Below are 25,143 nucleotides of genomic sequence, written 5' to 3' on the forward strand. Positions count from 1 at the left end.
CTTCAAGAATATAAATAAAACTATCAATGAAATAAGTTAGCTGAACATGAATTACTACAAAAAACACGCATATAACGGCGTGGAAGGATAAACAATACTATTAAAAAACTTTCGATATACTAAATAGTGATTACCAACCGCTATAAGAGAATCGAAAGATTTTTTTATTCTGTCATAGTTAAAACGTCACAATTTTATCTGCCCATTCAATCATAGCAACGCAATCATATATTGTTGAGATAGGACATGACGTTGCATCTTCAAGTTGACGAGATTTTAAACACGTTCCACATGCAAGTAACTCGCCACCAGCATCTTCAAATTTTTTCATTTCTGATACAACATCATAAGTTGCATCAATGATACTCTCAACTTCTACAGATTCCCCCATTAAAAAGAATTTTACTTCATGGTTTGAGTTTAATGATGCTACTCCAAGTCTAAATGCATTCCAAGCTTTTTCGTGTTCTTTCGTTTCTAAAATAATTGCTAATTTCATAATATAACCCATTTCTTTAATTTTTTCGTCAGTACTAAAATGATACTATTTTTGAACTATACGAAATTATGTTGAATAATAACAATCAAATAAAAGCTTGTAAAGTACAACATGTTAGAAATAAAACAGTCGTTTTTTTCTTTTGTTATTTTTAACTGATTAATTAATTCTTGATCTTCTTTAATATCATATCTTAAAAATCAAAATATTAATAAACATATTAGTCGGATAAAACATTCATACCAAACTAGATTAAAGATTATGGTGGATAGTTTAGAAGAATATATGCCAGTAGAAGTTAGTTATACGAAACCAGATGGAGGAATGTTTATCTGGGTCACTTTACCAGAATATTTGGATGCATTTGATATTTTAGATAAAGCCAAAAAAAATGGGGTTATTTTTGTCCCTGGAAGTGAATTTTATATTGATGGTAAAGGAAAAAATACCATGAGACTAAATTTTACTAATTCGACTGAGAGCGAGATTAGAAAAGGGATAAACTGTTTATCTAATATAATTAAAGAAGTCTTATGAGATATCGTACCTTCAACAAGTGGTCTATATGTCGTGTTTGATTGGTTTGGTAATTCGGCGTTTTACTTTTTACCTTTTCTACTAGCAGTATCAAGTGCCAGAAAATTTAAAGTTAATGAATTTATTGCACTATGTTTAGCTAGTATTTTATTTGCTCTTGGACTGATTTCAGGCGTGACAGATAATCTGGCTCCTTTGAAATTTTTAGGCATGGATTTACCTTACATGACTTATAGTTCATCAGTTATTCCAATCATTTTGAGTGTGCTTTTAATGAGTTATATTGAAATCAATTTTTCAATATATGTTAGATTTAATTATCACTGTTCCTCTTATGTTAATTATCATAGAACCATTAGGATTTTTACAGGTGGATGGTTATCTAAAGGGTTAATTCAGTTGTTTGATGTTTCTGGTCCGGTAGCTGGAGGATTGTTAGCAGGATATAACTTAATAACGCCAGTAGTGATAACCAATTATACCGATTTTGCTAATATTGATGTGGTGTCAAGTGGGCTTGTAGATAATAGCCAACCCTTACTAGAGGTTAACTTAACCATTAATTAATCCTTTTTTATCACGAAAAATAACATCTTGTATTTATAAACCCTCCTATTTAAGGTATGATAAAAAAATAAGCCGTTATAGGAGGGGTTAACCATGTCTGATAAAAATTCTTATCCTTTTAATCTAAATCTTTTAAAAGGGAATGATTATGTTGCCAAAAAAAGTAATCTCATCCGACTTTTTTTTATCGTTGAAGGAACGTGTTTGGTTAATCATCAAGAAGCTGAATACACCATGCTTGAGAAGGATATTTTCATTTTAAATACGTATGATCAAGTTTGGGTTCATTTTAATTCTCAGGACACCATATTAGGTTCCATCGAAATAGATACGTCACAACTGAGTGACTTGTTTCAAATTCGGTGGCAACCTTATTATGAGTGTCTTTCAATGAAACAACACCATTTTATTCAACAGGATGAGCGTTTCACTCAACTACGCTCACTGGTTTTAAGTCTGTTCAGTGCTTTTTTTACACCGATAAATGATTCTGTTTTTTTAATTTATAATAAATTATTTGATTTAATCTCTTACATGGATGAAGCCTTCCAACCTGTTACTCCGCAAGTTGTTCATGAACAGGATGATGTCATATCAAGCATATTAAAAACAATCAATCAACGTTATGCTCAGCCAATTTTATTAGAAGACTTAGCGAAAGAATCTTTTCTATCATATAATTACTTATCTAAAAAATTTAAAGAACAAACTGGGGAGACATTTAGAGAGTATTTGAAACAAATTCGCTTAAATCATGCCGCAAAAGAATTATGTCAGTCAGATGAGTCTATTTTAAAAATTGCGGTCAATAATGGGTTTTCAAGTAGTAAATCTTTTCATAAAATGTTTAAAGACTATTTTGGTGTTACGCCAAAAAAATATCGTGCGCAAAATCACTTAACGAATGTCCATCAAATTAAGCATCAAAATCAATACACATTACTAGATAGGCAATCCATTATGGCTATTTTAGCAAGAAAACTAATGCAGGCAGAAGTGATAAACGATACAGTAAACACCAAAATTCACAGTCAGATAAACTTATCCCAAAAGAAGACTCCCATAAACTTGCCTAAAATGATTATTAATTTAGGGCAGTCAACAAATTGGAATAAAGCCATTGTAAAAGAAGACTTAAACCAGGTAATAGAGGAGTTACCAGTAGACTTAATACGATTTCAGAATTTTTTATCTGATGACGCAAAAGCAACTGATTTTATGATGTTTTCTCATTATCAAGGAAACAATCAATTATTTGAATACATTTTTAAACACCATAAAAGCCCAATGGTCAGTCTAAAATATGATGCTTCAAATACGCTATCTATGGAAGAGTGGTTTGACAAACAATGTCAATTTATCCATCAATTAATTAAACATAACGGGGTAGAAAATTGTTCTAACATATATTTTGAGTGGCATTTTTCTCATGAAGATATGGCTAATCAGTTTAAACTATTTAGTCGATTTTACAGCTATATCAATAAAGAATTACCTCATCCAATCATAGGGATATTTTTAGGAAATGTTTACGAATTATCTGACATTGAATCAATTGATTATTATTTAAAAAAAATCGCTGAAAATGTTTTAACGATTCGGTTTTATAGCTACAAGTCAAAACCTAATAATGTGAGTTTATGGGATGAACATACTAAGATTTCTATGGAAGATTATCAAGATAAAAATGTGGTATTAATCAAATTGCTTCTTGAAAGGTATTCTTTAACAGGTGATATTTTATTGGTCGATTGGGATACTTTAGTAGGACATGGGAAAATATTTGCCGGAACATTTTTTCGTTCAGCTTTGTTTGTAAAAGACATGCTACAATTATCTACTTCTTTACAAGGAGTGGGTGTTTGGCTCAACTCAGAAGCATTAAATGATGCGACTTTATCCTCCACACTAAAAAATAATTTATCCTTATTCCTCGATTTATCTTTAAAAAGACCTGCTTATTTATCGATTGAGCTATTAAGTAAACTAAAAGGAGATGAAGTGTATCATGATGACTTTGTTTATATATTTAAACAACAGGATACACTCATGATTTTATTATTAAATCCATCTTACATTGACCCTCAAATGTCAATTGATGCTGATTATATACAAAATCAAACCAAAAGTTTTGATTTAGTGATTGGACAAATTAATAAAGGAAAGTATTTGAAAAAAACCTATTCATTAGATAAAGATAATGGAGGAATTTATAATCAATGGTTAAAAATTGGAGGGTTAACAGAACTAGATGAGGAGGGGTTAAATTATTTAAAAAAGAAGTTATTACTAAGCCTTGAGGTATCTGTTCAACATTTATCAAATGAGTTTAACGTAAAAGAAACCCTTACATTCAATGCATGCCGATTGATTGTCTTGTCTTACTTATCTGAATAATAAAAAGATACCGTTCTTTTTACTCTTTTGAATAGAAGAGTATTAAAAAAACGTATAAAGAAATCGTTTTATCGTAAATAACCCCCTATTTATTATCCTGTTTAATTTTTATAATTAATACAGATAATAAATAGGGGGTTAAAAAATGGAGTCAACGACACCGAAAAAAAATACTTTTGGCATTGTCTTTGCATTGATGGCTGGCTATTCAATGGTTTACATGGACAAAAATATGATCTCAACAGCCATCATTCCAATATCAACACAGTTTGGTTTAGACGCAGGTCAAACAGGGTTAATCATGTCATTTTTCTTCTTAGGTTATTCTTTAATGCAGATACCAGGAGGGATTTTAGCAGATAAAATTGGGGCAAAAAAAGTATTAATGCTGTCATTAGGCGTTATTTCACTATTTTCATTTGCGTTTGGATCTGTCAGCAGTTTATTACTTTTTGTTACGATACGTTTTTTTGCAGGAATCGGACATGGGGGATACCCACCAAGTGTTAGTAAAGCTGTAGCAAGTAATTTTGAGCAAGACAAACGAACAATGATTCAATCAGTTATTTTATCAACATCTGGGATTGGAGGCATTTTGGCGTTCACTCTAGGTGCTAACTTGATTAATAACAATTGGCGATATGGTTACATGGTATTAGGTTCATTATTTTTAATTTCTTTAGTTCTTGTCTATATCTTTGTACCAAAAGATGTAAAAAGTTCTAAACAAACAGCAGTGAAAAGAATTCCATTTTCACAAGTCATCTCCAATCGAAATGTTATTGTATTATTTATTTCAATGTTACTACTAAACTTTTTATTATATGGAAACATCTCTTGGTTACCAACTGTACTAAAACAAAAATTTGCTTTAGATATTACGCAAATTGGTTATTTATTAGCTATTAATGCGATTTTCCAAACAATCGCTACAATGTTTGCAGGTGTCTTATTGTCTAAGTGGTTTTTAGGAAAAGAAAAAATCTTTATTTTAAGTGCCACTTTATTATCCGCAGGGTTAGTTTTAGGTTTTGTTTTTTCTAACAGTTTAGTGTTATCGATGATTTGTATTATTTTAGTTAGCATGATCTCTACCAGTGCTTTTACTGCAGTATTTACCTACCCACATAAAATACTAGACCCTGAAACAATCGGTTCTTCTATTGGTATTATCAATACTGGTGGAACATTAGGTGGATTTTTAGCGCCAATGATTTTAGGTCAATTAATTAAAGTTGGAAATGGATCATTTACACTATCATTTATTTTTATGGCGATTGCCAGTGTCTTATCAGGAATTGTTGTCTTTATAGGAATTAGAAAAGGAGAGAATGAACGATGACAAAAGAAAGATTAGTTGAATTAATTGAAGAAAAACAAACACAATATTTTGACGCAGCAGATCAAATTTGGGAAACACCTGAAACACGCTTTGCTTTAAACAAATCAGTTCAACCGTTTTATACGATTTTAGAAAAAGAAGGGTTCTCCGTTGAAAAAGGACTAGCTAATATGGACGATTGTTTTGTTGCGACTTACGGTGAAGGCAAACCCGTTATTGGGATTTTAGCTGAGTATGATGCCTTAAGTGGATTAAGTCAGGTAGCTGATGCTTCTAGTCAAGAAGCACTTGTCAAAGGAGCGAATGGGCATGCTTGTGGTCATAATCTTTTAGGTATGGGTGCTCTAGCTGGTGCTGTGGGTATTAAAGATTACATGGAAGAAAATAACATAGCTGGAACGATTAAACTATTTGGCTGTCCTGCTGAAGAGAGTGGTTACGGTAAGGCGTTTATGGCAAGAGAGGGACTATTTGATGATGTCGACGTGTCATTAGCTTGGCACCCTTGGGATATCAATGGTTCTTGGACGATTAGTAGTTTAGCTGTTTATCAAGTGTATTATCGTTTTAAAGGAGTCTCTGCCCACGCTGCAGCTGCACCAGAACTTGGTCGTAGTGCATTAGATGCCGCAGAAATTATGAATGTAGGAGTACAATTTTTAAGAGAGCATATGATAGATGAGGCAAGAGTACATTATGCCTTTACTGATGTTGGAGGAGAATCTGCGAATGTTGTTCAACCATCTGCTAGTCTGTATTATTTCATCCGAGCACCAAAAATTGAGCAAGTTGACGAAATATACAAACGAGTGAATCGGATTGCTGAAGGGGCAGCTCACATGACAGAAACTGAACTGGAAATTGATTTTGATTCAGCTTGTTATAACTATCTGCCAAATCATGCTATTTCTGAAGTGATGCATGCCAACTTATTATCTTATGGCGATATGGGCTTAACAACAGCTGACCAAGAGTACGCACAACGCTACTATGATTCTTTACCTAACACAACCAAAGAGTTTTTAGTAGAGCGAGCAAAATCCAATGATACTACTATTTCTGATGAAGAAGCTAAACGATTAGGCTCATTGCCAATTTCTGAACAAGTTCAACCTTTAGTTTTCTCTGATGCGACAGCTGGGTCAACAGATGTTGGCGATGTTAGTTGGGTTTGTCCAACAGCACAAGTCTTCATTGGCTGTGAACCTCAAGGAACACCTGCACATAGTTGGCAATGGACAGCTAATGGAAAATCAGATGTGGCGCATAAAGGGTTATTGTCAGCTGGAAAGGTCATTGCGACAACAGCTTTAGATTTATTGACACATCCTGAATTGATTGAAAAAGCTAAGCAAGAACACAAAGAAACATTACATGGTAAACAATATCAATCAGCAATCCCTGTTGATGTCTTACCAAGATAAGTTGATGGAGGTAGTTTAATGGGACAGTACAATAGTGTTTTCGATATCATTGGGCCGGTCATGATTGGGCCAAGTAGCTCACATACGGCAGGTGCAGCACGTATTGGAAAGGTTATTCGTCGTATTTTAGGTGAACAACCAGACTCTGTTGATATTTATTTATATGAATCCTTTGCAAAAACATACCGAGGACATGGGACTGATATTGCTCTGGTTGGTGGTTTGCTTGGAATGGAACCAGATGACGACAGGTTATCACAATCACTTAAAATTGCACATGAAAAGGGGATGGAGGTAGCATTCATTCCAAAAGTGGAGAAAGCAGATCACCCTAATCAAGCCAAAATGGTATTAAAAACCAAAGATAGAACCATGACTTGTACGGGGATTTCTATTGGTGGTGGCGCTATTCAAATTTCTGAATTAAATGGATTTAAAATTAATTTAGATTTTTCAACACCAACTTATATTACATTTCACCAAGATAAACCTGGCGTTGTGGCGAATGTGACACGATTATTATCAGAACGTAGTATTAATATCAGCACTATGACCTTAACGCGTGAAGCCAAAGGAGAAAAAGCCATGATGATTATTGAAGTCGATAATCGCGTGGAGGGGTTATTAGATTCGTTAAGAAAAATTGACTATATAGATGCAGTTGATTTTTTCAACTAGAAAGGGAAGAACTATGTTTGAAACCATTGAAGAATTAGTTGCTTTAGCACATAGTCATGGGTCACTTGCTGAAGCCATGATTCAAACAGAAATGACAGTATCGCAACGCTCGAGAGAAACTATTATCGAGCAAATGGAAAAGAACTTATCTGTCATGCAGGCATCAATAAAAAAAGGTGTAAATGGCGTTACATCAGTAACTGGTTTAACTGGTGGCGATGCACCTAGAATGAATGAGTATATTAACAAGGGAAACGTGTTGAGTGGCGAGACCATTTTACGAGCCGTTCAAAATGCGATGGCTGTTAATGAAGTGAATGCTGAAATGGGCTTGATTTGTGCTACACCAACTGCTGGAAGTGCTGGAGTAGCAGCAGGAGTCCTCTCGGCTGTAGCAGATGAGAGGAACTTGACATATGAGCAACAAATTAACTTTTTATTTGCAGCAGGAGCTATTGGTTTAGTCATTGCAAATAATGCTTCGATTAGTGGAGCTGCTGGTGGTTGTCAAGCTGAAGTAGGCTCAGCAAGTGCCATGGCTAGCGGAGCGTTAGTAGAACTTTGTGGCGGAACACCTGAACAATCTGCTCATGCTGTAGCGATTACTATCGTCAATATGTTAGGGTTAATTTGTGATCCTGTTGCTGGTCTAGTAGAAATTCCTTGTATCAAGAGAAATGCATTAGGTGCATCCCAAGCATTCATCTCGGCCGATATGGCATTAGCTGGCGTAAAAAGTGTTATTCCGGTTGATGAAGTGATTGATGCCATGCATCAAGTTGGTATGCAAATGCCGTCAGCGTTTAAAGAAACAGCAGAAGGTGGTTTAGCAGCCACTAAAACAGGGAAGAAAATTATGCATCAGTTATATAATGGGAAATAAATCGCATCTTTTGGTGCGATTTATTTATTTTTAACATAATAGTTTAATAAAAAGGAGTAAATTTATTTGGTTTTATATCATGATTTTGTACCATCTACCATATGGACATGATTGTAAAAATAAACTAGACAACTAAAAAAATAATTTATGGTATACTCAAAATAAAATAATAATGAGACTATTCTTTTTTATTTGAAACGAAGGCATCAGTTGTCGTTTAAAGGGAGAGGCTGTTATGACTAGAAAAGTATACAGTAAAAATAAAGTATTTCAAGGTGTTGGCAACCAAGAAGTCGAAAGCTATTTAGGTATTCGTTATGCAGAAGCACCGATTGGTAAGTTACGATTTAAAGCACCCAAAAAAGTAACTGTCTGTTCAAAAACTCCTATCGTTGTTGATGATTATCCGATAAATCCAATTCAAAAGGGACATCTTGAAACAAGTGAGGACTGCCTATTTCTAAATATTTGGAAACCATCTAACATAACAGAACCTTTACCTGTCATGGTTTGGATATATGGAGGGAGCTTTGAAACTGGTGGTATCGGAAAAAAAGGCTCTGGTATTGGTTTAACCTATGATGGTCAAGAATTATGTAAAGAGACGGGATGTATTATCATCACGCTAAATTACAGACTTAATGTTTTTGGATTTTTAGACTTTTCATCGTTTAGTGATAAATTTGATAGTAATATTGGTATCAAGGATGTTATCTGTGCACTTGAATGGATTCAATCCAATATCGCTGAATTTGGAGGCGATGCAAACAACGTTACGTTATTTGGTCAATCAGCAGGAGGTGCATTGATTGGCTGTTTAAATAAAATCCCTTCAGCCACACATCTATATCATAAAATGATTATTCAAAGTCCTTGTATTGAATCGGTTTACCATAAAGATGAAGCAGAGTGCTTATCTAAAAAATATCTAGACTTACTTGGCATTTCTGAAGACAACATAGAAGACTTATTGACATTATCTCCTGAAAAATTAATTTCTGTTAATGATAAGTTGCAAACAATTGTAAGAGATAAGGTATTAGGGATTACCACATTTTGTCCTGTTATTGATGGCGAATTTCTGTTAGAAGAGATTTATAAACCAGGATATTCTAAATCAAAGCCCATGATGATTGGTAGTACAAAGAATGAAGCAAGACTGTTCACTAGATTTTCAAAGGAAATTTCTCAAGAGTCTGGAGAACGTATTTTTCCTTATTTAGATAAAGAAAAACAAAAACAACTAACATCACACTACTCTAATTTCCCAAGTTTTAATGCTAATAGTCAGCTCCTAACAGATGTTATGTATACTGTTCCTAAATATTGGTTAGCAGATAATTATTCACAGGTTAATGATGTTTATGTTTATCGGTTTGATTTTTACGCCGGTCTATTTCAGTTACTAAACGTAAAAGCTTGTCACATAATAGATGTACCGATTCAATTTAATATGGGGTTATACTTTTATGTTGGAAAAATACATAAAGCAAAACAATTAGGGAAAAAAATACGTTGTAGCATGGGTAACTTTGCTCGAACCGGAAATCCAAATAGGGCAGATAATTTTTGGAAGAGTTACTCTATTGAGCATCCTTATGTGTTAATTGTTGATGAAAACTTGAAATTAGAAGATGATCCTGATAAATCAGTCAAACACATTTACAGATATGATACATCTTTTTTTCATGAACATACTTGAAAATAAGACTATTAAGTTTAATTAATAATCAAGTTGTTTTACAATGAGTGACAGGAGGCGATGATATGATAAATGCTTATAAAGAATATTGGAATAACATCACGGTAATGAACGCTTCATCCACGCGAGCTCAATATTGGTGGCCACAAGTGATTAATTATTTTGTTTTGGCTCTCTACACTAGTCTAACAGGAACATACAAGTACATTGATTTTATGTCAGATGGGTCAAAAGTCATTAGAGAATGGAATTCGGTAACCATTATTTTTGTTGTGATAACTTTTTTAATTTGGTTAGCTAATTTTACTGTTAGGGCCAGAAGACTGCATGATAGAGATCACAGTAACTGGTGGATTTTATTTTATCTTTTACCAGTTATTGGTAATATCATTATTTTTATCACATTGATTTTACCGAGCAAACAACCAACTAGATGGCCAATTAATCAGTCTGATATATAAAAAAGACATGTGGAACAGATAAATATAAAAGCCTCTCCGAAGAATTTACGTAAAATGAATTTAAACGGAGGGGCTTTTTTATCGAATAGTCAAAGAAGAAATTTAATTCTTTTTAAAAAAGCATTACCTATTTAGATAATGATTCTCCAGAAGTACTTTTAAAGGATAAAGAATTACATGATAATTTAGTATAATTAGTAATAGATGAACATTAAAGGTGTTAAGTTTTTTAGCTTGTTTATTTAAATTAAATATTAATCTTTTTTTAAAATTAACTGAGGAAGTGAATACATTGATGATAGGATATGAAGCCCCGTATGAAAATGATGAATTTAAAGAGGGCGTTTATATAGATAATAATATTCTTTATATCATTACTTTTAATAGTATGAATGAATTTATAGACTTAGAAAAAGTGATAAATAGTTTAGAGATACCACTTAATTTAGAAGGAATGACAATATATGGAAATCAAGAAGAAGTGTTAAATATTGATATATTAAAAATATATACCAACTTGAAGTATATTGATATTAGAAATGTGGAAATTAGAGATTTAAATTGGTTAGTTAATTTAAAAAATATTGAATATTTGAAAATATCGAGCACTATGGGACTTGATATGAAAGGTTCTCTGTATCATCCTATAAGATATTTAACTAAACTAAAAAAATTAGATGTATCCTTTAGCAGTTTTTCAGATGAGGCTATCTACATTTCAAAAGATAAATCAATATTTGATAAATTATTCTGTCTAGAGTATCTAAATTTGAGAGAAACAAATATAAAAGACACATCATTTTTATCTTTAATAAAGTCTAAATCAATGCTTCTTAATTTTACAGATAATACTGTTCGCTTAGATTTTAATCAGTATGATACTATTCAATTAGTAACCCTTCTACCTGCGTCCAGTGATGGCTCGTTAATGGACATATCTAAATATATAGGCAGTTACTAGTACTACTCTTTGCAGTCATAACGCCTTTTTTAGTGACAACTATAAAACAAACAGGGTTTTAATTTCATTAATTGTTGTAAAAAAAGATTTAAAAAAATACGACTACCTTTCTCCCTTTGATTATCGGAAAAAAGTAATCGCATACGTGTTTTATTGTTGTCTCATTAGGAGGCTGTGCTGTCTTATGACCTACTACCATTTATCAGAAATAATCACTAAAGTAAGCCTCTTGGTCAGGAATGATTCTCTCAAGGGTTCTAAGTGTTTCTTTATCAGTTTTTAATCGTTCAATACGATAAAGATATGACGGACGTTTATAACTCATTAGAAGAGCTGTAAGTGTTTGAATATCGATATAAACAGGGTTTCCAATGGCTTCATTGGTCACTGTTAAATGATTATCTTCATCCCACATTAAACTAAACGTATTATTATTCCATTCAGCAATGGGATCAGTAACAACAAAATGGAATGGTTTACCAGTAGTGATGAATGGATACTGTTTGATAAACTGCTCGACATCCACAATTCGTGCCATAAAATAAGGCTCAATGGATTCTTTGATTTCACTGTCTTCAAATAAAAAGGCAATGGGCTCATTTTTATAGGTAGCTCCAACAACACGATCAATCATTGAAAAATGGGCAGAAACAAAATTCCAAAGACCTTTTCTAGCTTCTTGGTTTAAATAAAACATCTCTTTAATATGAAAAACTTCCTCAGCTATCCAATAAAAACAAACCCCACATGGCTGACCGTCAGCACTATAATAAATAGCCGCCGTACGTTCTTCCTCATTTTCCCAACGCCAATATTCTTCCCAGTTTAAATCAGAACGAATCATTGCGCCATGATTTTGTTCAGCGAATGCTTCATAGACTGTGTAAACATCTTCATGGTCAATGTCTTCACGTTCAACATAACCAGGAACATCAACTGTTTTAGGTAATTGCGTATCTTTGATTTCAAATGATATTTTATCAGACATAATTTCCCACCCCTTACGACGATAGTAGGGGATATTGTAAGGATAAAGGTAGGAAATCCATTGATTATTGTCACGCATTTTATCTAAACCTAATTTAATTAAATCGCCCATCAGTCCCATGTTGCTATACTCAGGGTATGTCCCAACACCTGTTAATCCTGCCATTTCATAAACTGTATCATGGATATTGACTTCACAAGGATATATGGCTAGTTGAGAAATTAACTCATCATCTTGAGTAAACCAACCATAAACATCTGCCTCGCGTAGCACAGGACGTTTTGCTCGAATGATTTCAGATTCATCTTCATAACCACTCTCCTCAATGTCAGAGTCTGTGACTTGAAAGACATAACGAAGTAATTCATTAAATTGTTTCAAATATTTTAATTCGACTTTTTTTAAGGTTAAATTCTCGTGTGCATCTTTTGATTCCATTTATCTTTCTCCTATTAGTTAATAATTTTTATTATATCAAACATATTTTGAAAATACTTTAAAAACACTCAAAAGATTGGTATAATTGAAAATGCTGATTAATAGAAAGTAGGAGATAACGATGAATTTTGATGAAATGAAAAAGAGACAAGAATCTATTCGGAATTTCTCCATCATAGCACATATTGACCATGGGAAATCAACGCTTGCTGACCGTATTTTACAACAGACTGAAACGGTGTCTGATCGTGAAATGCAAGAGCAGTTGCTTGATTCAATGGACTTGGAAAGAGAACGCGGTATTACAATCAAATTAAATGCCGTTGAGTTAACTTATAATGCGAAAGATGGAAAAGAATATATTTTTCACCTAATAGATACACCCGGACACGTCGATTTTACCTATGAAGTGTCACGTAGTTTAGCAGCTTGTGAAGGTGCTGTACTTGTGGTGGATGCAGCTCAAGGGATTGAGGCTCAAACGTTAGCCAACGTGTATTTAGCTGTTGACAATGACTTAGAAATATTACCAGTTATTAATAAAATAGATTTACCAGCCGCAGATCCAGAGCGTGTTAGAAAAGAAATCGAAGATGTTATCGGAATTGATGCGAGTGAAGCAGTACTAGCCAGTGCAAAAGCTGGGATTGGGATTGAAGATATCCTAGAACAAATCGTCGAATATGTTCCTGCTCCAGATGGTGATTTGAATGCACCACTAAAAGCACTGATTTTTGACTCTGTCTATGACTCTTATCGTGGGGTTGTGTTAAATATTCGTGTCTTTGATGGTGTGGTAAAACCAGGGGATACCATTCAGTTAATGAATAACGGTGTTCAATACGAAGTAAGTGAAGTGGGGATTTTCTCTCCAAAAGCTGTCCCAAGAGATTTCTTAATGGTAGGAGATGTGGGTTACTTAACGGCAAGTATCAAAAATATTCAAGATACACAAGTAGGGGATACCATTACATTAGCAGAAAATCCTGCAAGCGAGCCTCTAGATGGTTACCGTAAGATGAACCCAATGGTGTATTGCGGGCTATATCCAATTGATACATCAAAATACAATGATTTACGTGAAGCTCTTGAGCGCCTGCAATTAAATGATTCTGCTCTTGATTTTGAGCCAGAAACATCACAAGCACTCGGATTTGGTTTCCGTTGTGGGTTCTTAGGATTGCTGCATATGGACGTTATTCAAGAACGATTAGAACGTGAATTTAATTTAGATTTGATTACAACAGCTCCGTCAGTTATTTATCATGTCAATATGACAGACGGCTCACAAGTTGTCGTTGACAATCCAGCAGAATTCCCAGAGCCTGGTGTGATTGACAGTGTCGAAGAACCATATGTGAAAGCGCAAATCATGGTACCAAATGATTATGTTGGAGCTGTCATGGAAATCTCTCAACGTAAACGTGGTGAATTTGTGACGATGGATTATTTAGATGATTATCGTGTTAATATCGTCTACAATATTCCATTATCTGAGATTGTCTTTGACTTCTTTGATAAATTAAAATCAGGAACAAAAGGCTATGCCTCACTTGATTATGAATTGATTGGTTATCGAACAAGTAACTTAGTTAAGATGGACATTTTACTAAATGCTGAAAAAGTCGATGCCTTGAGCTTTATCGTGCATAAAGAATTTGCGTATGAACGTGGTAAAGCCATTGTTGAAAAACTACGTAAATTAATTCCAAGACAACAGTTTGAAGTGCCGATTCAAGCTGCGATTGGAGCGAAAATTGTGTCTCGTACTGATATTAAAGCCTTACGTAAAAACGTTTTGGCGAAATGTTATGGTGGGGATGTGTCTCGTAAACGTAAATTACTGGAAAAACAAAAAGAAGGTAAGAAACGGATGAAACAAATCGGATCAGTCGAAGTACCACAAGAAGCCTTCATGGCCGTTCTTAAGATGGATGATGACGAGCCGAAGAAGAAATAGTAGCTTATTAGATTAGGTATCAACTGTATAATAATATTTTCCAACAACTTACTGACTTTCAATATAAAATGTTAGCAGGTTGTTGGAATTTTTTATAGTTTCTAATTTATTAATTGTTTATTTTCTTGATTATATGAGAATATGTATAAATAATAGTTAATTAATGGTATAGGGAAAATAAAAAAGAACTAGTAAAAACTTTAGTTCTTAATTTTTGATTCTATGTCATTTAAAATAACTCTGGCCAGATTAGGATATTTTAAAGATTTTGATAACGATTCTGCTTCTTGTAGGATTGCTATTTCAAGATTTTGATAAACTCTTTCAAGGTCAGATTCTATGTCAGGTAATCTTTTATCAAGTTCAAGTGTAATTATCTCAGCACTTAAATAATAATATTCTGGAATGATTTTGCTAGAATCTTTCCCTAGATATTGAATATTTTCCATAATTAAGTTGGTGAATTCTCGTCGAATATGTAGAGGGAGTTTACTATGTTTCTGTTTAGAATAACTTAAATGCATAGTTTTACTCATAAAAGGCACATAGAAAGTTTCATATCGTTTTAAGTCAACCACATCTTTTTTTGTTGCTTTATTAGAAAATAAACCCAGAAAATATGAAAAAAGTATTGTTAAAAATGGAATTATGTAACCGGACCACAATTTAAATCACATCCTTTTAGAAAAAGTATATCAAATTTGCTCTATTGATGTTAGCATATTTCAAGAAAGAATCAAACAAGCAAAGTATAATCCCTCTTTAGAACTCGCTGTTAAAATTTCAAGAGTCTTAGATGTTCCAATCGAAACATTATTTGAATTTAACTTATAAAAAATCACCCTCTTTTTTTGGTTAAAACGAAAAGAGAGGGTGATTTTTTAATTAACGAGCACATATTCTAGTGGGGCTGTTCCATCATTATAATCAATTATCATTTTTTCATTTGTGATGATATGTATCTGAGCAGCTTCACCACTAATTGAAACATACAAAGTATCACTTATGGCATTGTAAGAGTCAATTTGTATATCTAGTTGCCTTGGTTCATTCATTCCAACTGTTGTTGATGACCAAGAGCCATCTTCATGAATAGTTAGAAAGCTATCCGTTGAAGGAATTGACCATTTACCTTGTAGCGATATCATTTTATCAAGTGCTATATCTTTTTGACTCAATGATGCTTCAGTACTTTGTGATTCTCTCGTTGACTCCAGTGTACTTATTTGTGTTGTACTCTCTATTTCTTTTATCGTAGATGATACTTCAGTTTTTAAAGTAGAAGTAGTTGAGCTTTTTTCTTTATTTTTTGTCCCTAAAAAATACCCACCACCTGCAAATATTACCACAATTAAAATAACAATTATAATATCTCGTTTATCCCTCATTTTATCCTCCAATAACGTCATTATAGAAGTTGATTATACCATGATTTTTATTGTTTGTTATTTTATTATTTAGTCAAATATGTCCCTTAATAAAATAATTTACGGAGAAATTTTATAATGGTATCATTAGGCAAATCATAAAAGAGGTGAACAAATGAAAAAATTCATCACAGCGCTTAGTCTAATTATTATTGGAACCATTCTTTCATTTAGCTTTTTCGAAAAATCATTACATGTCAAACCTGTCGATAATCAGCCGAACTGGTATCTATGGCTATATTTATTAGGAATGGGCTTAATGATGGGAAGGGTGATTGTAGGAGTAAAGGGATTATTTGGTTATTTGTCACAAAAAACAACCTTTCCTTTTTATCAATCACTAACATATTTTGCACTTGGTGGAGTGACTTTTGCTGCAACTTATAATGGACTCATGCAAGTGGAATTACTAAATTTCTTAATTGATCCATATTTTCTTTTGTTTCTTTTTAGCTTAGCTATCTTAGCATGGGCATTAATACTATTAATAAATGAATTATTTGATTACTATAAAAAACGGTAAAAAAACGTTCAATCTCATTCTTTCGTCCTATATAAAATAACTTAATTAAAAGGTAAGATAGTCTTATAAATGAGAAAAGGAGACTATCTGGGGTGAGATTAAGAAAAGGGTTAGTAGTTTTAGCGATATTTAGCTTTTCCGTATTTGGGTATCATTTTTACCGAAATGGGACATTTGAAGTTGGTTTAAAACCTATACATAGTCAAGCAGCGATTTTAATTGATACAACAGGTAAAACCATTGCATCCAAACAAAAAAATAAAAAGATAAAACCTGCTTCATTAGCAAAAATAATGACAGCAATTATTACATTAGAAAAAACTGATAACATCTATAATATAGCAACGGTAGATACTGATAAAGTGATACAATTACAAAATTCAGGTGCTTCTATGGCAGGTTTTCAACCAGGAGATCAAGTAACTGTCAGGGAACTTTTATATGGATTAATGTTGCCATCAGGAGCTGATGCGGCTGTTTCTTTAGCAAAACACGTTTCTGGTAGTGAAGAGACGTTCGTTGAAGAAATGAACCAAAAAGCAAAAGAACTTGGGATGAATCGCACTCACTTTACCAACTCTTATGGGTTAGATGATAAGGAACAGTATACAACAGTAGCAGACTTGGCTTTATTGACCAACTATGCATTAAAGAACGGTGATTTTAGAGCAATCTTTACTTCAAAGTTTTTTCAGGATGATCAATTTGTATTTTACAGTACCGTTTTTGAAAAATTTGGCGAAATATCTTTAAGAAATGGTGAATTATTAGGTGGTAAAACAGGTTATACAGAAGATGCTGGACTATGTTTAGCCAGTTTAGCTGTCATTGACGGTCAAGAATATATCCTTGTATCTGTTGGAGCGAAAGGAAATCACGATACCGAACAATTCAACATGACTGATGCTAAAATGATTTATCAATCATTATAAAAAAGGTTAGGGAACATATACATCATATGGCTGAGTTATTTTATTTGTTTCTTTAGCTTGTTTAAATAGAGAGACACACCTTTCACGCCATTCGTGTCATCTAACATACAAAACATGCCAAACGTTTATAACACGCTTGACATGTTTTTATTTATATAGAGAGATGTTTCAACTCATCGACTTCGGACCAGTGGACATCGTAGCCTTTTCCTTTTTTAAAAAAGATAGAATTAGCGGTATTTTCTCGATCACTTTCTGGATGATAAGAGAGGGTTTCAATCAATTCTTCTTGATTTTGACAAGGATAATATCCCTTTAAAGTCATTTTCAATCTTCCTTTATTTTTAGTAAATGAAGCAAACGACAAAGGATAGTCAATAAACGATGCAACAGGGACACTGGCTTCGATGGTTGTCATCTCTTTAGTGGCAGTCATAGTAGGGTATACAGTTCCTCCCATTTTAACTACATCCGCACTTACTTTACCAACTAACTCAGAAGGAACTGATATTTTGAGTGAGTACCACGGTTCAAGAAGCTGGCTTGTTTCCTTTATTTTCATTAACCCATGGCGTATCGCACGATAAGTTGCTTCTCTAAAATCGCCACCTTTTGTTTCTGGGTAATGTGCTAGTCCATCTAATAAGGTTATCGTCACATCCGTTAAAGGAGAGCCTGTTAAAACACTAAGATGTGTTTTTTCTTTAATATGCTGTAACACACGCTGTTGAAAATTAATTTCCAAGTTTTCTCTAAGGCATTTATTTTTAATTACAATACCTTGACCTGACTCCCCAGGTTCTAACAGTAAAGCGACCTCTGCATAATGTCTTAATGGTTCATAATGACCAACGCCAATAACAGATTGAGTAATCGTTTCTTTGTATAAAACACTCGGAGGTAAGAAATCAATACTAAAAGAAAATCTTTCAAGGAATATCTCTTTTAAATACTCCATTTGAATCACCCCAACAATGCTAATATACAATTCATTCACTTCTTTTTTATACCGTAACTTTAACATAGGGTCTTCATTTGCTAATAAATGAAAACTTGTCACCATATCGTCAAAGCGTACAACATCACTTGGGACAACTTGTACTTCAAATATCGGATCACGTTTGAATGAAATATCTAATGGAATATCTTTTGACTCAACAAGTGAACTAGTTAAAAATTCTCCAGGCGATACACTTGTTAGTCCAGTCATGGTCACAATATCGCCTTCTTTGGCATCATCTACTTTTATAAAGTGATTTCCTTGGGGAAAGAATAACTCATTAATTTTCAACGTGTCTTCTGATTTTCTTATCTTGATTGTATCTTTTGAATGAAAAGTCCCTGAAATAATTTTAGCATGGGCATGTCTTATTCCTTTTCTATCATGAGTTATTTTATAAACTTGTGCAGCGGGGGTATTATTTTCATTTTTGGTTAATTCTAACATATCCAGTAACTCTAACAACTCATTTACCCCTATCAGTGTTAAAGCAGAGCCAAATACACAAGGAATGATTGTTTTACTCATAATTGCTGTGCTTAGAAAATGTAATTTATCCTCCATCACGATTTCTCGATTATCGACCATAATGGTGAGCCAGTCATCATCTAGTAGGGCCCATTCTTCGAGAAATTCACTATTATCCTCTAATGAATGGGTATCAAAAGGGATAATTTTTTCTGAAAAGCGACTTAATTCTTCTTTTAAAGATACTAAATCAACTGTATCGACATCTATTTTATTAACAAACATCAGGATAGGAATACCATACTCTTGACATAAATCAACAATGGTTTCAGTGTAACCTGTCACACCGTCCATCGCACTTACAATGACAATAGCAATATCAACAACTTGTAAAATCCGTTCCATTTCAAAAGTCAAATCCATATGTCCAGGTGTATCAATAAATGTGTAAGGTTGTTGATTAACATTAAAACGAACTGGTTTACTTGAAAATGTAATGCCACGCCGTCTTTCTATTGGCTCATTATCAAGAAATGTTGTCCCTTTATTGACATTACCGATTTCTTTTATCACGTCTTTTTTATATAAAATAGCTTCCATTAGAGTTGTTTTCCCGCCATCTACATGAGAAAAAACACCAATGACTTTATTTTTTTGCAACACACTCATTCCTCCTAGTGACTCATGCGAAAAACTAATAAAACCAATTATACCATGGAAGAAGAGGTGCTTCATAAAAAAATAAAACGTATAAAATCAACAATTTGTTCATCTCATACATTTTATTTTTTATAATACTGCTAGTGCCAAAGCTTGTTGAATTTCAGTGATACTGCCATCTTTTCTAAATTGTAAAGATTCAGCTGGTTCAAGTCCACTGGAAATCCATATTTTTAGTTCTGCATCTAAATCAAAATGACCTGATGTTTCAACGCTAAATCTGGAAATACTTTTATAAGGAATCGATTTATATTCTATTTTCTTTCCAGTTACCCCTTGTTTATCAACAATGATTAAACGCAATTCAGTAAACACAATTAAATCTCTGACTAATTTATAAGCTAGATTAATGTCTTCATGTGGAACAAGGATATGATCCAATTCTTTTCGTACTTCCTTATGGCTCATTTCACTTGCATTTCCCATTAACCCATCAAATAATCCCATAACATCACACTCCTTTTTTTAATCATACCATTTTTTTAACAGTAATGGCAAAAAAACGAAATACTATACAAAAAATATATTTTTAGTTTTTTTAAAAGAACAAATTGAAAAGAAAGCGCTTACGTGGTATTGTTGTAATACATAACAATAGAGTTATAAAAGGAGGAGTCTAGTTTGAAAAAGGTTCAAACGTTGGTAAATAAATTAGTAACACTTACATTGGTGAGTAGTTACCTCGTAGGGGGCGTGGCGACTGTTGCCGCAGCACAAGATGTGGCGGTTGACTCAACAAGTGTTAGTGAGGTGGTTGAAAAAACCGAGACAACAACTAGTTCACAAGAGAGTAAAACAGACAGTCAAAACATAACAGAAGGGGAAAAGATTGCGACAGACAATCAGACTCTTAAAAAAACAGATGAGTCGATTGAACCTTCTGCTAAAAAAGAAGAAAAAGACACAACAAAGAAGAAAAAAACGGTTCCTATTCAAATTTTAGGGATTAATGATTTTCATGGTGCAATCAATACAACAGGGTCAGCATACCTTGATTCAAAACTATCTAATGTAGGAAAAGCTGCCTATTTATCTGCTGAATTAGACAATGCAGAACAACAATTTAAACAAGCCAATCAAGAAGGAGCCTCTCTTCGCGTTCAAGCAGGAGATTTAGTGGGGGCTAGTCCATCTAATTCAGCTTTATTACAAGATGAGCCGACCATAAAAATCATGAATCGGTTAAACATCAAACTAGGGATTTTAGGAAATCACGAATTCGATGAGGGGTTACCTGAGTTTAACCGTATTATAGAAGGAAATGCTCCGATTAAAGGTAGTGTGCAAGACACTGAAATTATCAATAACTACCCTCGCGAAAAATCTAACATGAAAATTTTATCCGCAAATGTGTTAGATAAAGCTACACAAAAAAGTCCATTTGGTTACGCTCCATATACCATTGAAACATTTGGTGATGTTAAAGTTGGATTTATTGGGGTGGTAACAGATGAAATTCCTAATCTAGTATTAGCACAGCATGTCAAAGACTACACCTTTATTGACCCAGCTCAAGCTATCGTAGATAATGCAAAAGAATTGAGAAGTAAAGGGGTCAATGCGATTGTTGTTATCGGACACACTGGAGCTTCTGGTGTGGATGCCTCACTTGGTGGGGAAACAACTGAAATCATTGCTAAAATGAATCAACTAGATCCAGAAAATAGTGTGGATGCCTTTTTTGCCGGACATAGTCACACTTATGCTAATGGAGTGTATCAAAATGTTCGTGTGATTCAAGGGACTTCTCAAGGTAAAGCTTTTTCTAACGTCATGGGTGATATTGATGTGGAAACACAAGATTTTGTTGACACCCCTAAAGGCGTCGTATCACCTGTCTTAACGGATAAATCAACACCAGCTTCAACTTTAAAACCAAATGCCGAAGTTCAAGCCATCGTAACGGACGCAGATGAGAGAATTTCAACATTGGTCAATGAAGTCATCGGAAAAACCAGTGATGGAAAACTCATTTCGCGGGACGTTAATAATGCTAACGAACAAGAATCAGCACTAGGTAACCTAATCACAGATGGTCAATTACAGATAGCACGAGAAACTTTTAAAGATGACAATACACCAATTGATTTTGCAATAACCAATAATGGCGGGATTAGAGCAGATTTACAGGTAACTGATAACGGAGACATTACGTGGGGAGCAGCTCAGGCTGTACAACCTTTTGGAAATGTCATGCAAGTGGTATCTATCAAAGGTGCTGATTTAATCGAAGCGTTAAATCAACAATTTATCCAACATTATTTCTTACAAGTATCAGGGATGTCTTATACCTTTACAGGTGAGGTATCAAAAAATGCTGATGGCACAACTAATGACACCAGAAAAATAAAAGATGTGACAGTTATTTCTGAAAAAGGAGATAAAACGCCTCTTAAAGCCGATAAAACTTATAAAGTCGTGATTAACGACTTCTTATTTGGTGGGGGAGATGGCTTTGCTGCCTTTACAAAAGGGACGCTGATTGGGGAGCTTGACCCTGATACAAACATTTTTGTGAATTACATTAAATCACAAAAAACTGTTTCAGCAAAAGTCGAAGGACGTAAAAAACAAGCTGCCGCATCAAATGAAAAAGAAAAAAATCTGACTATTTTAGGGACGACAGATGTTCATGGCAATATCTGGAACTACTCATATGAAGATAACAAAGAAGCTGGCAATGGGCTAGCCAAAGTAGCGACTTATGCTAACAGTGTGAGAGAAGAAAAGGGAAAAGAAAATGTCATCTTAGTTGATAATGGGGACATCATCCAAGGAACGATTTTAACGGATGACTTGTACAATGTAAATCCAGATTTACTAAAATTAGAACACCCAATCATTAAAGCGATGAACGTCATTGGCTATGATTCTATGACCTTAGGAAATCATGAATTTAACTTTGGACAAGATGTTATCAAAAAATTAGTCAAAGAAGCAACATTCCCACTTCTTTCTGCGAATACTTATATTAAAAAAGATGGTAAACATTTAGTAGAGCCCTACACAGTGGTCGAAAAAAATGGCTTAAAAGTCGCTATTTTAGGAATGACTGTTCCAGATGTTCCATTATGGGATGGTCCAAGAGTAGAAAAATTAACATTTAAAGGGTTAGAAGAAGAAGCGAAAAAACAAGTCAAAATAATTGAAGAAAAAGAAAAACCAGACGTGATTATTGCGTCAATTCATGCCGGATTAGATAATTCACGTGCTGAAAGTGCGGCAATTAACGTGGTCAAAAATGTTACAGAAATTGATGCCTTTATCGTAGGTCATGACCATAAAACAATCGCAACAAAAATTAAAGATGCCAATGGGGTAGAAAAACCAGTCGCAGGCTCCAAAGATACAGGATCAGAGATGAGCCGTATCGAGTTAGATATGGCATACAATGATAAAACAAACAAATGGGAAATCAAAACGTCAACTGTTGAAGACGTCAACTTAGCAAAAGTTGAAGCGGATAACGCTGTAAAAGAAGCAACAAAAGAAGCTCATGACGCAACAATCAAGTACATTAAAGAAGAAATTGGTCAAGCATCTGATAATTTCTTACCTGAACAACAAGTGCCTGGTATTCCAGAAGCTCAGATGGCTCCAACTGCTTTGATTTCACTCATCAACAACGTGCAATTAAAAGCCACAAAAGCAGATGTGGCAGCAGCATCACTCTTTAAAGCAGATAGTCAATTAAATAAAGGTTCTATCACGTATTCAAATATTTTTGACATTTATAAATATGCCAATACTTTAGTTGGTGTCGAAATTACAGGGAAACACTTAAAAGAATTTATGGAAGATAGTGCGAAATACTATAACCAATATAAAGACGGAGATTTAACTGTTAGTTTTGGTGGAAGTGGCAATCTTGATAGTAAAATTCGTGTGTATAATTATGACATGTTCGCTGGAGTAGACTATCAAATTGACGTGTCAAAACCTGTTGGGCAACGAATTATCAACCCAACAATTAAAGGAAAACCAATTGATGATAATAAAGAATACAAATTAGCTATTAATAATTATCGCTATGGTAACTTACAAAAAAATGGATGGGTGACAAAAGCTCCTTACTTTGATACTGATCCAGATACATTAAGAGGCTTAATTGCAAGCTATATTAAAGATAAGAAAGTCATTCATCCAAAAGACGAAATCGTCACAAATTGGGAACTAGTGGGAGCTGATGGCTTAACTCATTTCTTACGTCCAGTGATGATTGACGCAGTAAAAAATGGCATTCTTACAATTGAGAGTACACCAAATAATCGCACGCCAAACATCAACACACTCACTATCAATGATTTAATTGAAAAAGATTTAGTAGGACGTGTCTCTGTTTCAACGCTTGAAAAAGACATTCAAACAGCTGAAAAATTAAATGATAAAAACTTAAAAGAAATGCTTAAAACTGCAAAAAAAGTATTAGCTGAAGCAACTGCCTTAAATTCACAACTAGGTAGTGCAAGAGATGATAATGGTCAAGCTCAAGCGATTATTGACCAATACACTAAAAACTTACAAGAGGCAGTGAAAAAAGCTGAAAATGATGGTCAAACAGATCCGATTGTAAAATTAGATTTAAGCAACTTAGAAGATGTCCTTGTTAAAGCAAACAAAAAAGAAGAAGCTCGCTACGAAAAACAAGCATGGCACACATTTTCTAACCTTATAAAAGATGCAACTAATCTATTAGAGCAAGCGAAAAAAGAAGCATCATCAACAAAGATTACTCAAAAACAAGTGGATGATATGACAAAACAAGTGACTGAACAATTAGCTACACTTGAAAAACATGTGATTAATGATAACACCACACAGGAGTCTACTGAAGACACAATATCTAAAGAACCACAAGAAATCAGTGATTCAGTGAATAATCAATCAGGTAACTCATCAAGTAACAGTAAAACACCATATATTGGAAGTCAATCTAAACCAACATCAACAAAAAACTTACCAAAAACTGGTGAAAAGAAACAAGTCTATTCTATCATTGGATTAAGCTTAGTTTTAGGGACTTCAACAATTATCTACATTAAGAAAACAAAAAAAGTGGCATAAGTTATTTTAAACAAACTCTCCAGCTATTTTGGAGGGTTTGTTTTTGACTTTAAGTACAAACCATAATAGGATAAAACCAACTTGTTTAATTATTGTATCTATTTAAAATGATATCGTCATACAAAAGTGTCTTTTGGACAATAAAATTATCATAGAATGACCATGGTTTGTT

General features: G+C 33.7%; 20 protein-coding genes. 14 read left to right on the forward strand and 6 right to left on the reverse strand.

Going from position 1 to position 25,143, the window contains the following annotated elements; genetic code table 11:
• Positions 1-178: 178 nt before the first annotated feature.
• Positions 179-499, reverse strand: a complete 321-nt coding sequence (locus CBF36_RS00555; RefSeq protein ID WP_125955675.1) for a DsrE family protein — start codon at positions 497-499, stop codon at positions 179-181.
• 207 nt (positions 500-706) lie between these two features.
• On the opposite strand from CBF36_RS00555, the gene CBF36_RS00560 reads away from it, so the two are divergent.
• The 10 genes from CBF36_RS00560 (at position 707) to CBF36_RS00605 (ending at position 11,451) form a co-directional block, all read left to right on the forward strand.
• Positions 707-1,036, forward strand: coding sequence for an aminotransferase class I/II-fold pyridoxal phosphate-dependent enzyme (locus CBF36_RS00560; protein ID WP_276330744.1), 330 nt, complete (start codon positions 707-709; stop codon positions 1,034-1,036).
• A 33-nt stretch (positions 1,037-1,069) separates the two neighbouring features.
• The gene (locus CBF36_RS00565) at positions 1,070-1,603 is read left to right on the forward strand and encodes a PTS sugar transporter subunit IIABC family protein (RefSeq protein WP_125955678.1); all 534 of its coding nucleotides are present in this window, start codon (positions 1,070-1,072) and stop codon (positions 1,601-1,603) included.
• A gap of 93 nt (positions 1,604-1,696) precedes the next feature.
• The gene (locus CBF36_RS00570; RefSeq protein ID WP_125955680.1) at positions 1,697-4,000 is read left to right on the forward strand and encodes a helix-turn-helix transcriptional regulator; all 2,304 of its coding nucleotides are present in this window, start codon (positions 1,697-1,699) and stop codon (positions 3,998-4,000) included.
• A gap of 145 nt (positions 4,001-4,145) precedes the next feature.
• Entirely contained in the window at positions 4,146-5,342 is a 1,197-nt protein-coding gene (locus CBF36_RS00575) for an MFS transporter (RefSeq protein ID WP_125955682.1), read from the forward strand.
• Positions 5,339-6,766, forward strand: coding sequence for a M20 family metallopeptidase (locus CBF36_RS00580; RefSeq protein ID WP_125955684.1), 1,428 nt, complete (start codon positions 5,339-5,341; stop codon positions 6,764-6,766). The genes CBF36_RS00575 and CBF36_RS00580 overlap by 4 nt, the downstream gene beginning before the upstream one ends.
• Before the next feature lie 18 nt (positions 6,767-6,784).
• Positions 6,785-7,444: an L-serine ammonia-lyase, iron-sulfur-dependent subunit beta gene (sdaAB, locus tag CBF36_RS00585; RefSeq protein ID WP_125955685.1), complete on the forward strand. Its 660-nt coding sequence runs from the start codon at positions 6,785-6,787 to the stop codon at positions 7,442-7,444.
• Positions 7,445-7,457: 13 nt separating this feature from the next.
• Positions 7,458-8,327 (forward strand): L-serine ammonia-lyase, iron-sulfur-dependent, subunit alpha, encoded by an 870-nt coding sequence (gene sdaAA, locus CBF36_RS00590; protein ID WP_125955687.1) that lies wholly within the window; start codon positions 7,458-7,460, stop codon positions 8,325-8,327.
• 235 nt (positions 8,328-8,562) lie between these two features.
• On the forward strand, positions 8,563-10,029 hold the full coding sequence (locus CBF36_RS00595) for a carboxylesterase/lipase family protein (RefSeq protein WP_125955688.1): 1,467 nt from the start codon (positions 8,563-8,565) through the stop codon (positions 10,027-10,029).
• Between the two features lie 65 nt (positions 10,030-10,094).
• Positions 10,095-10,490, forward strand: coding sequence for a DUF805 domain-containing protein (locus CBF36_RS00600; RefSeq protein WP_125955690.1), 396 nt, complete (start codon positions 10,095-10,097; stop codon positions 10,488-10,490).
• A 295-nt stretch (positions 10,491-10,785) separates the two neighbouring features.
• Positions 10,786-11,451, forward strand: a complete 666-nt coding sequence (locus CBF36_RS00605) for a leucine-rich repeat domain-containing protein (protein ID WP_125955691.1) — start codon at positions 10,786-10,788, stop codon at positions 11,449-11,451.
• Between the two features lie 202 nt (positions 11,452-11,653).
• Here the strand turns inward: CBF36_RS00605 and CBF36_RS00610 are convergent, their stop codons facing one another.
• Positions 11,654-12,877 carry a GNAT family N-acetyltransferase gene (locus CBF36_RS00610; protein WP_125955693.1) on the reverse strand — a complete coding sequence of 408 codons (1,224 nt, stop codon included), beginning with the start codon at positions 12,875-12,877 and terminating at the stop codon, positions 11,654-11,656.
• A gap of 121 nt (positions 12,878-12,998) precedes the next feature.
• Here CBF36_RS00610 and lepA point away from each other — a divergent pair, with 121 nt between their 5' ends.
• On the forward strand, positions 12,999-14,837 hold the full coding sequence (lepA, locus tag CBF36_RS00615; protein WP_125955694.1) for a translation elongation factor 4: 1,839 nt from the start codon (positions 12,999-13,001) through the stop codon (positions 14,835-14,837).
• A gap of 200 nt (positions 14,838-15,037) precedes the next feature.
• On the opposite strand, the gene CBF36_RS00620 is transcribed toward lepA, so the two are convergent.
• Complete coding sequence (locus tag CBF36_RS00620; protein ID WP_125955696.1) at positions 15,038-15,502, reverse strand: hypothetical protein; 465 nt, start codon at positions 15,500-15,502, stop codon at positions 15,038-15,040.
• 216 nt (positions 15,503-15,718) lie between these two features.
• Positions 15,719-16,225, reverse strand: coding sequence for a hypothetical protein (locus tag CBF36_RS00625; protein ID WP_125955698.1), 507 nt, complete (start codon positions 16,223-16,225; stop codon positions 15,719-15,721).
• Between the two features lie 154 nt (positions 16,226-16,379).
• On the opposite strand from CBF36_RS00625, the gene CBF36_RS00630 reads away from it, so the two are divergent.
• Together CBF36_RS00630 and CBF36_RS00635 are read left to right on the forward strand one after the other, a co-directional pair.
• Positions 16,380-16,787, forward strand: a complete 408-nt coding sequence (locus CBF36_RS00630; RefSeq protein WP_125955699.1) for a DUF1129 domain-containing protein — start codon at positions 16,380-16,382, stop codon at positions 16,785-16,787.
• Between the two features lie 92 nt (positions 16,788-16,879).
• On the forward strand, positions 16,880-17,719 hold the full coding sequence (locus tag CBF36_RS00635; RefSeq protein WP_165865346.1) for a D-alanyl-D-alanine carboxypeptidase family protein: 840 nt from the start codon (positions 16,880-16,882) through the stop codon (positions 17,717-17,719).
• Positions 17,720-17,870: 151 nt separating this feature from the next.
• Here CBF36_RS00635 and CBF36_RS00640 read toward each other — a convergent pair whose 3' ends face one another.
• Both CBF36_RS00640 and CBF36_RS00645 read right to left on the reverse strand, forming a co-directional pair.
• Positions 17,871-19,850: an elongation factor G gene (locus CBF36_RS00640; RefSeq protein WP_243637946.1), complete on the reverse strand. Its 1,980-nt coding sequence runs from the start codon at positions 19,848-19,850 to the stop codon at positions 17,871-17,873.
• 126 nt (positions 19,851-19,976) lie between these two features.
• Entirely contained in the window at positions 19,977-20,354 is a 378-nt protein-coding gene (locus CBF36_RS00645; RefSeq protein ID WP_125955703.1) for a PH domain-containing protein, read from the reverse strand.
• 174 nt (positions 20,355-20,528) lie between these two features.
• Between CBF36_RS00645 and CBF36_RS00650 the strand changes: the two genes are divergently transcribed.
• Entirely contained in the window at positions 20,529-24,971 is a 4,443-nt protein-coding gene (locus tag CBF36_RS00650; protein ID WP_125955704.1) for a 5'-nucleotidase C-terminal domain-containing protein, read from the forward strand.
• The last annotated feature ends 172 nt before the right edge of the window (positions 24,972-25,143 follow it).

It is taken from the genome of Vagococcus bubulae (genome assembly GCF_003950315.1).
GTDB lineage: Bacteria > Bacillota > Bacilli > Lactobacillales > Vagococcaceae > Vagococcus > Vagococcus bubulae.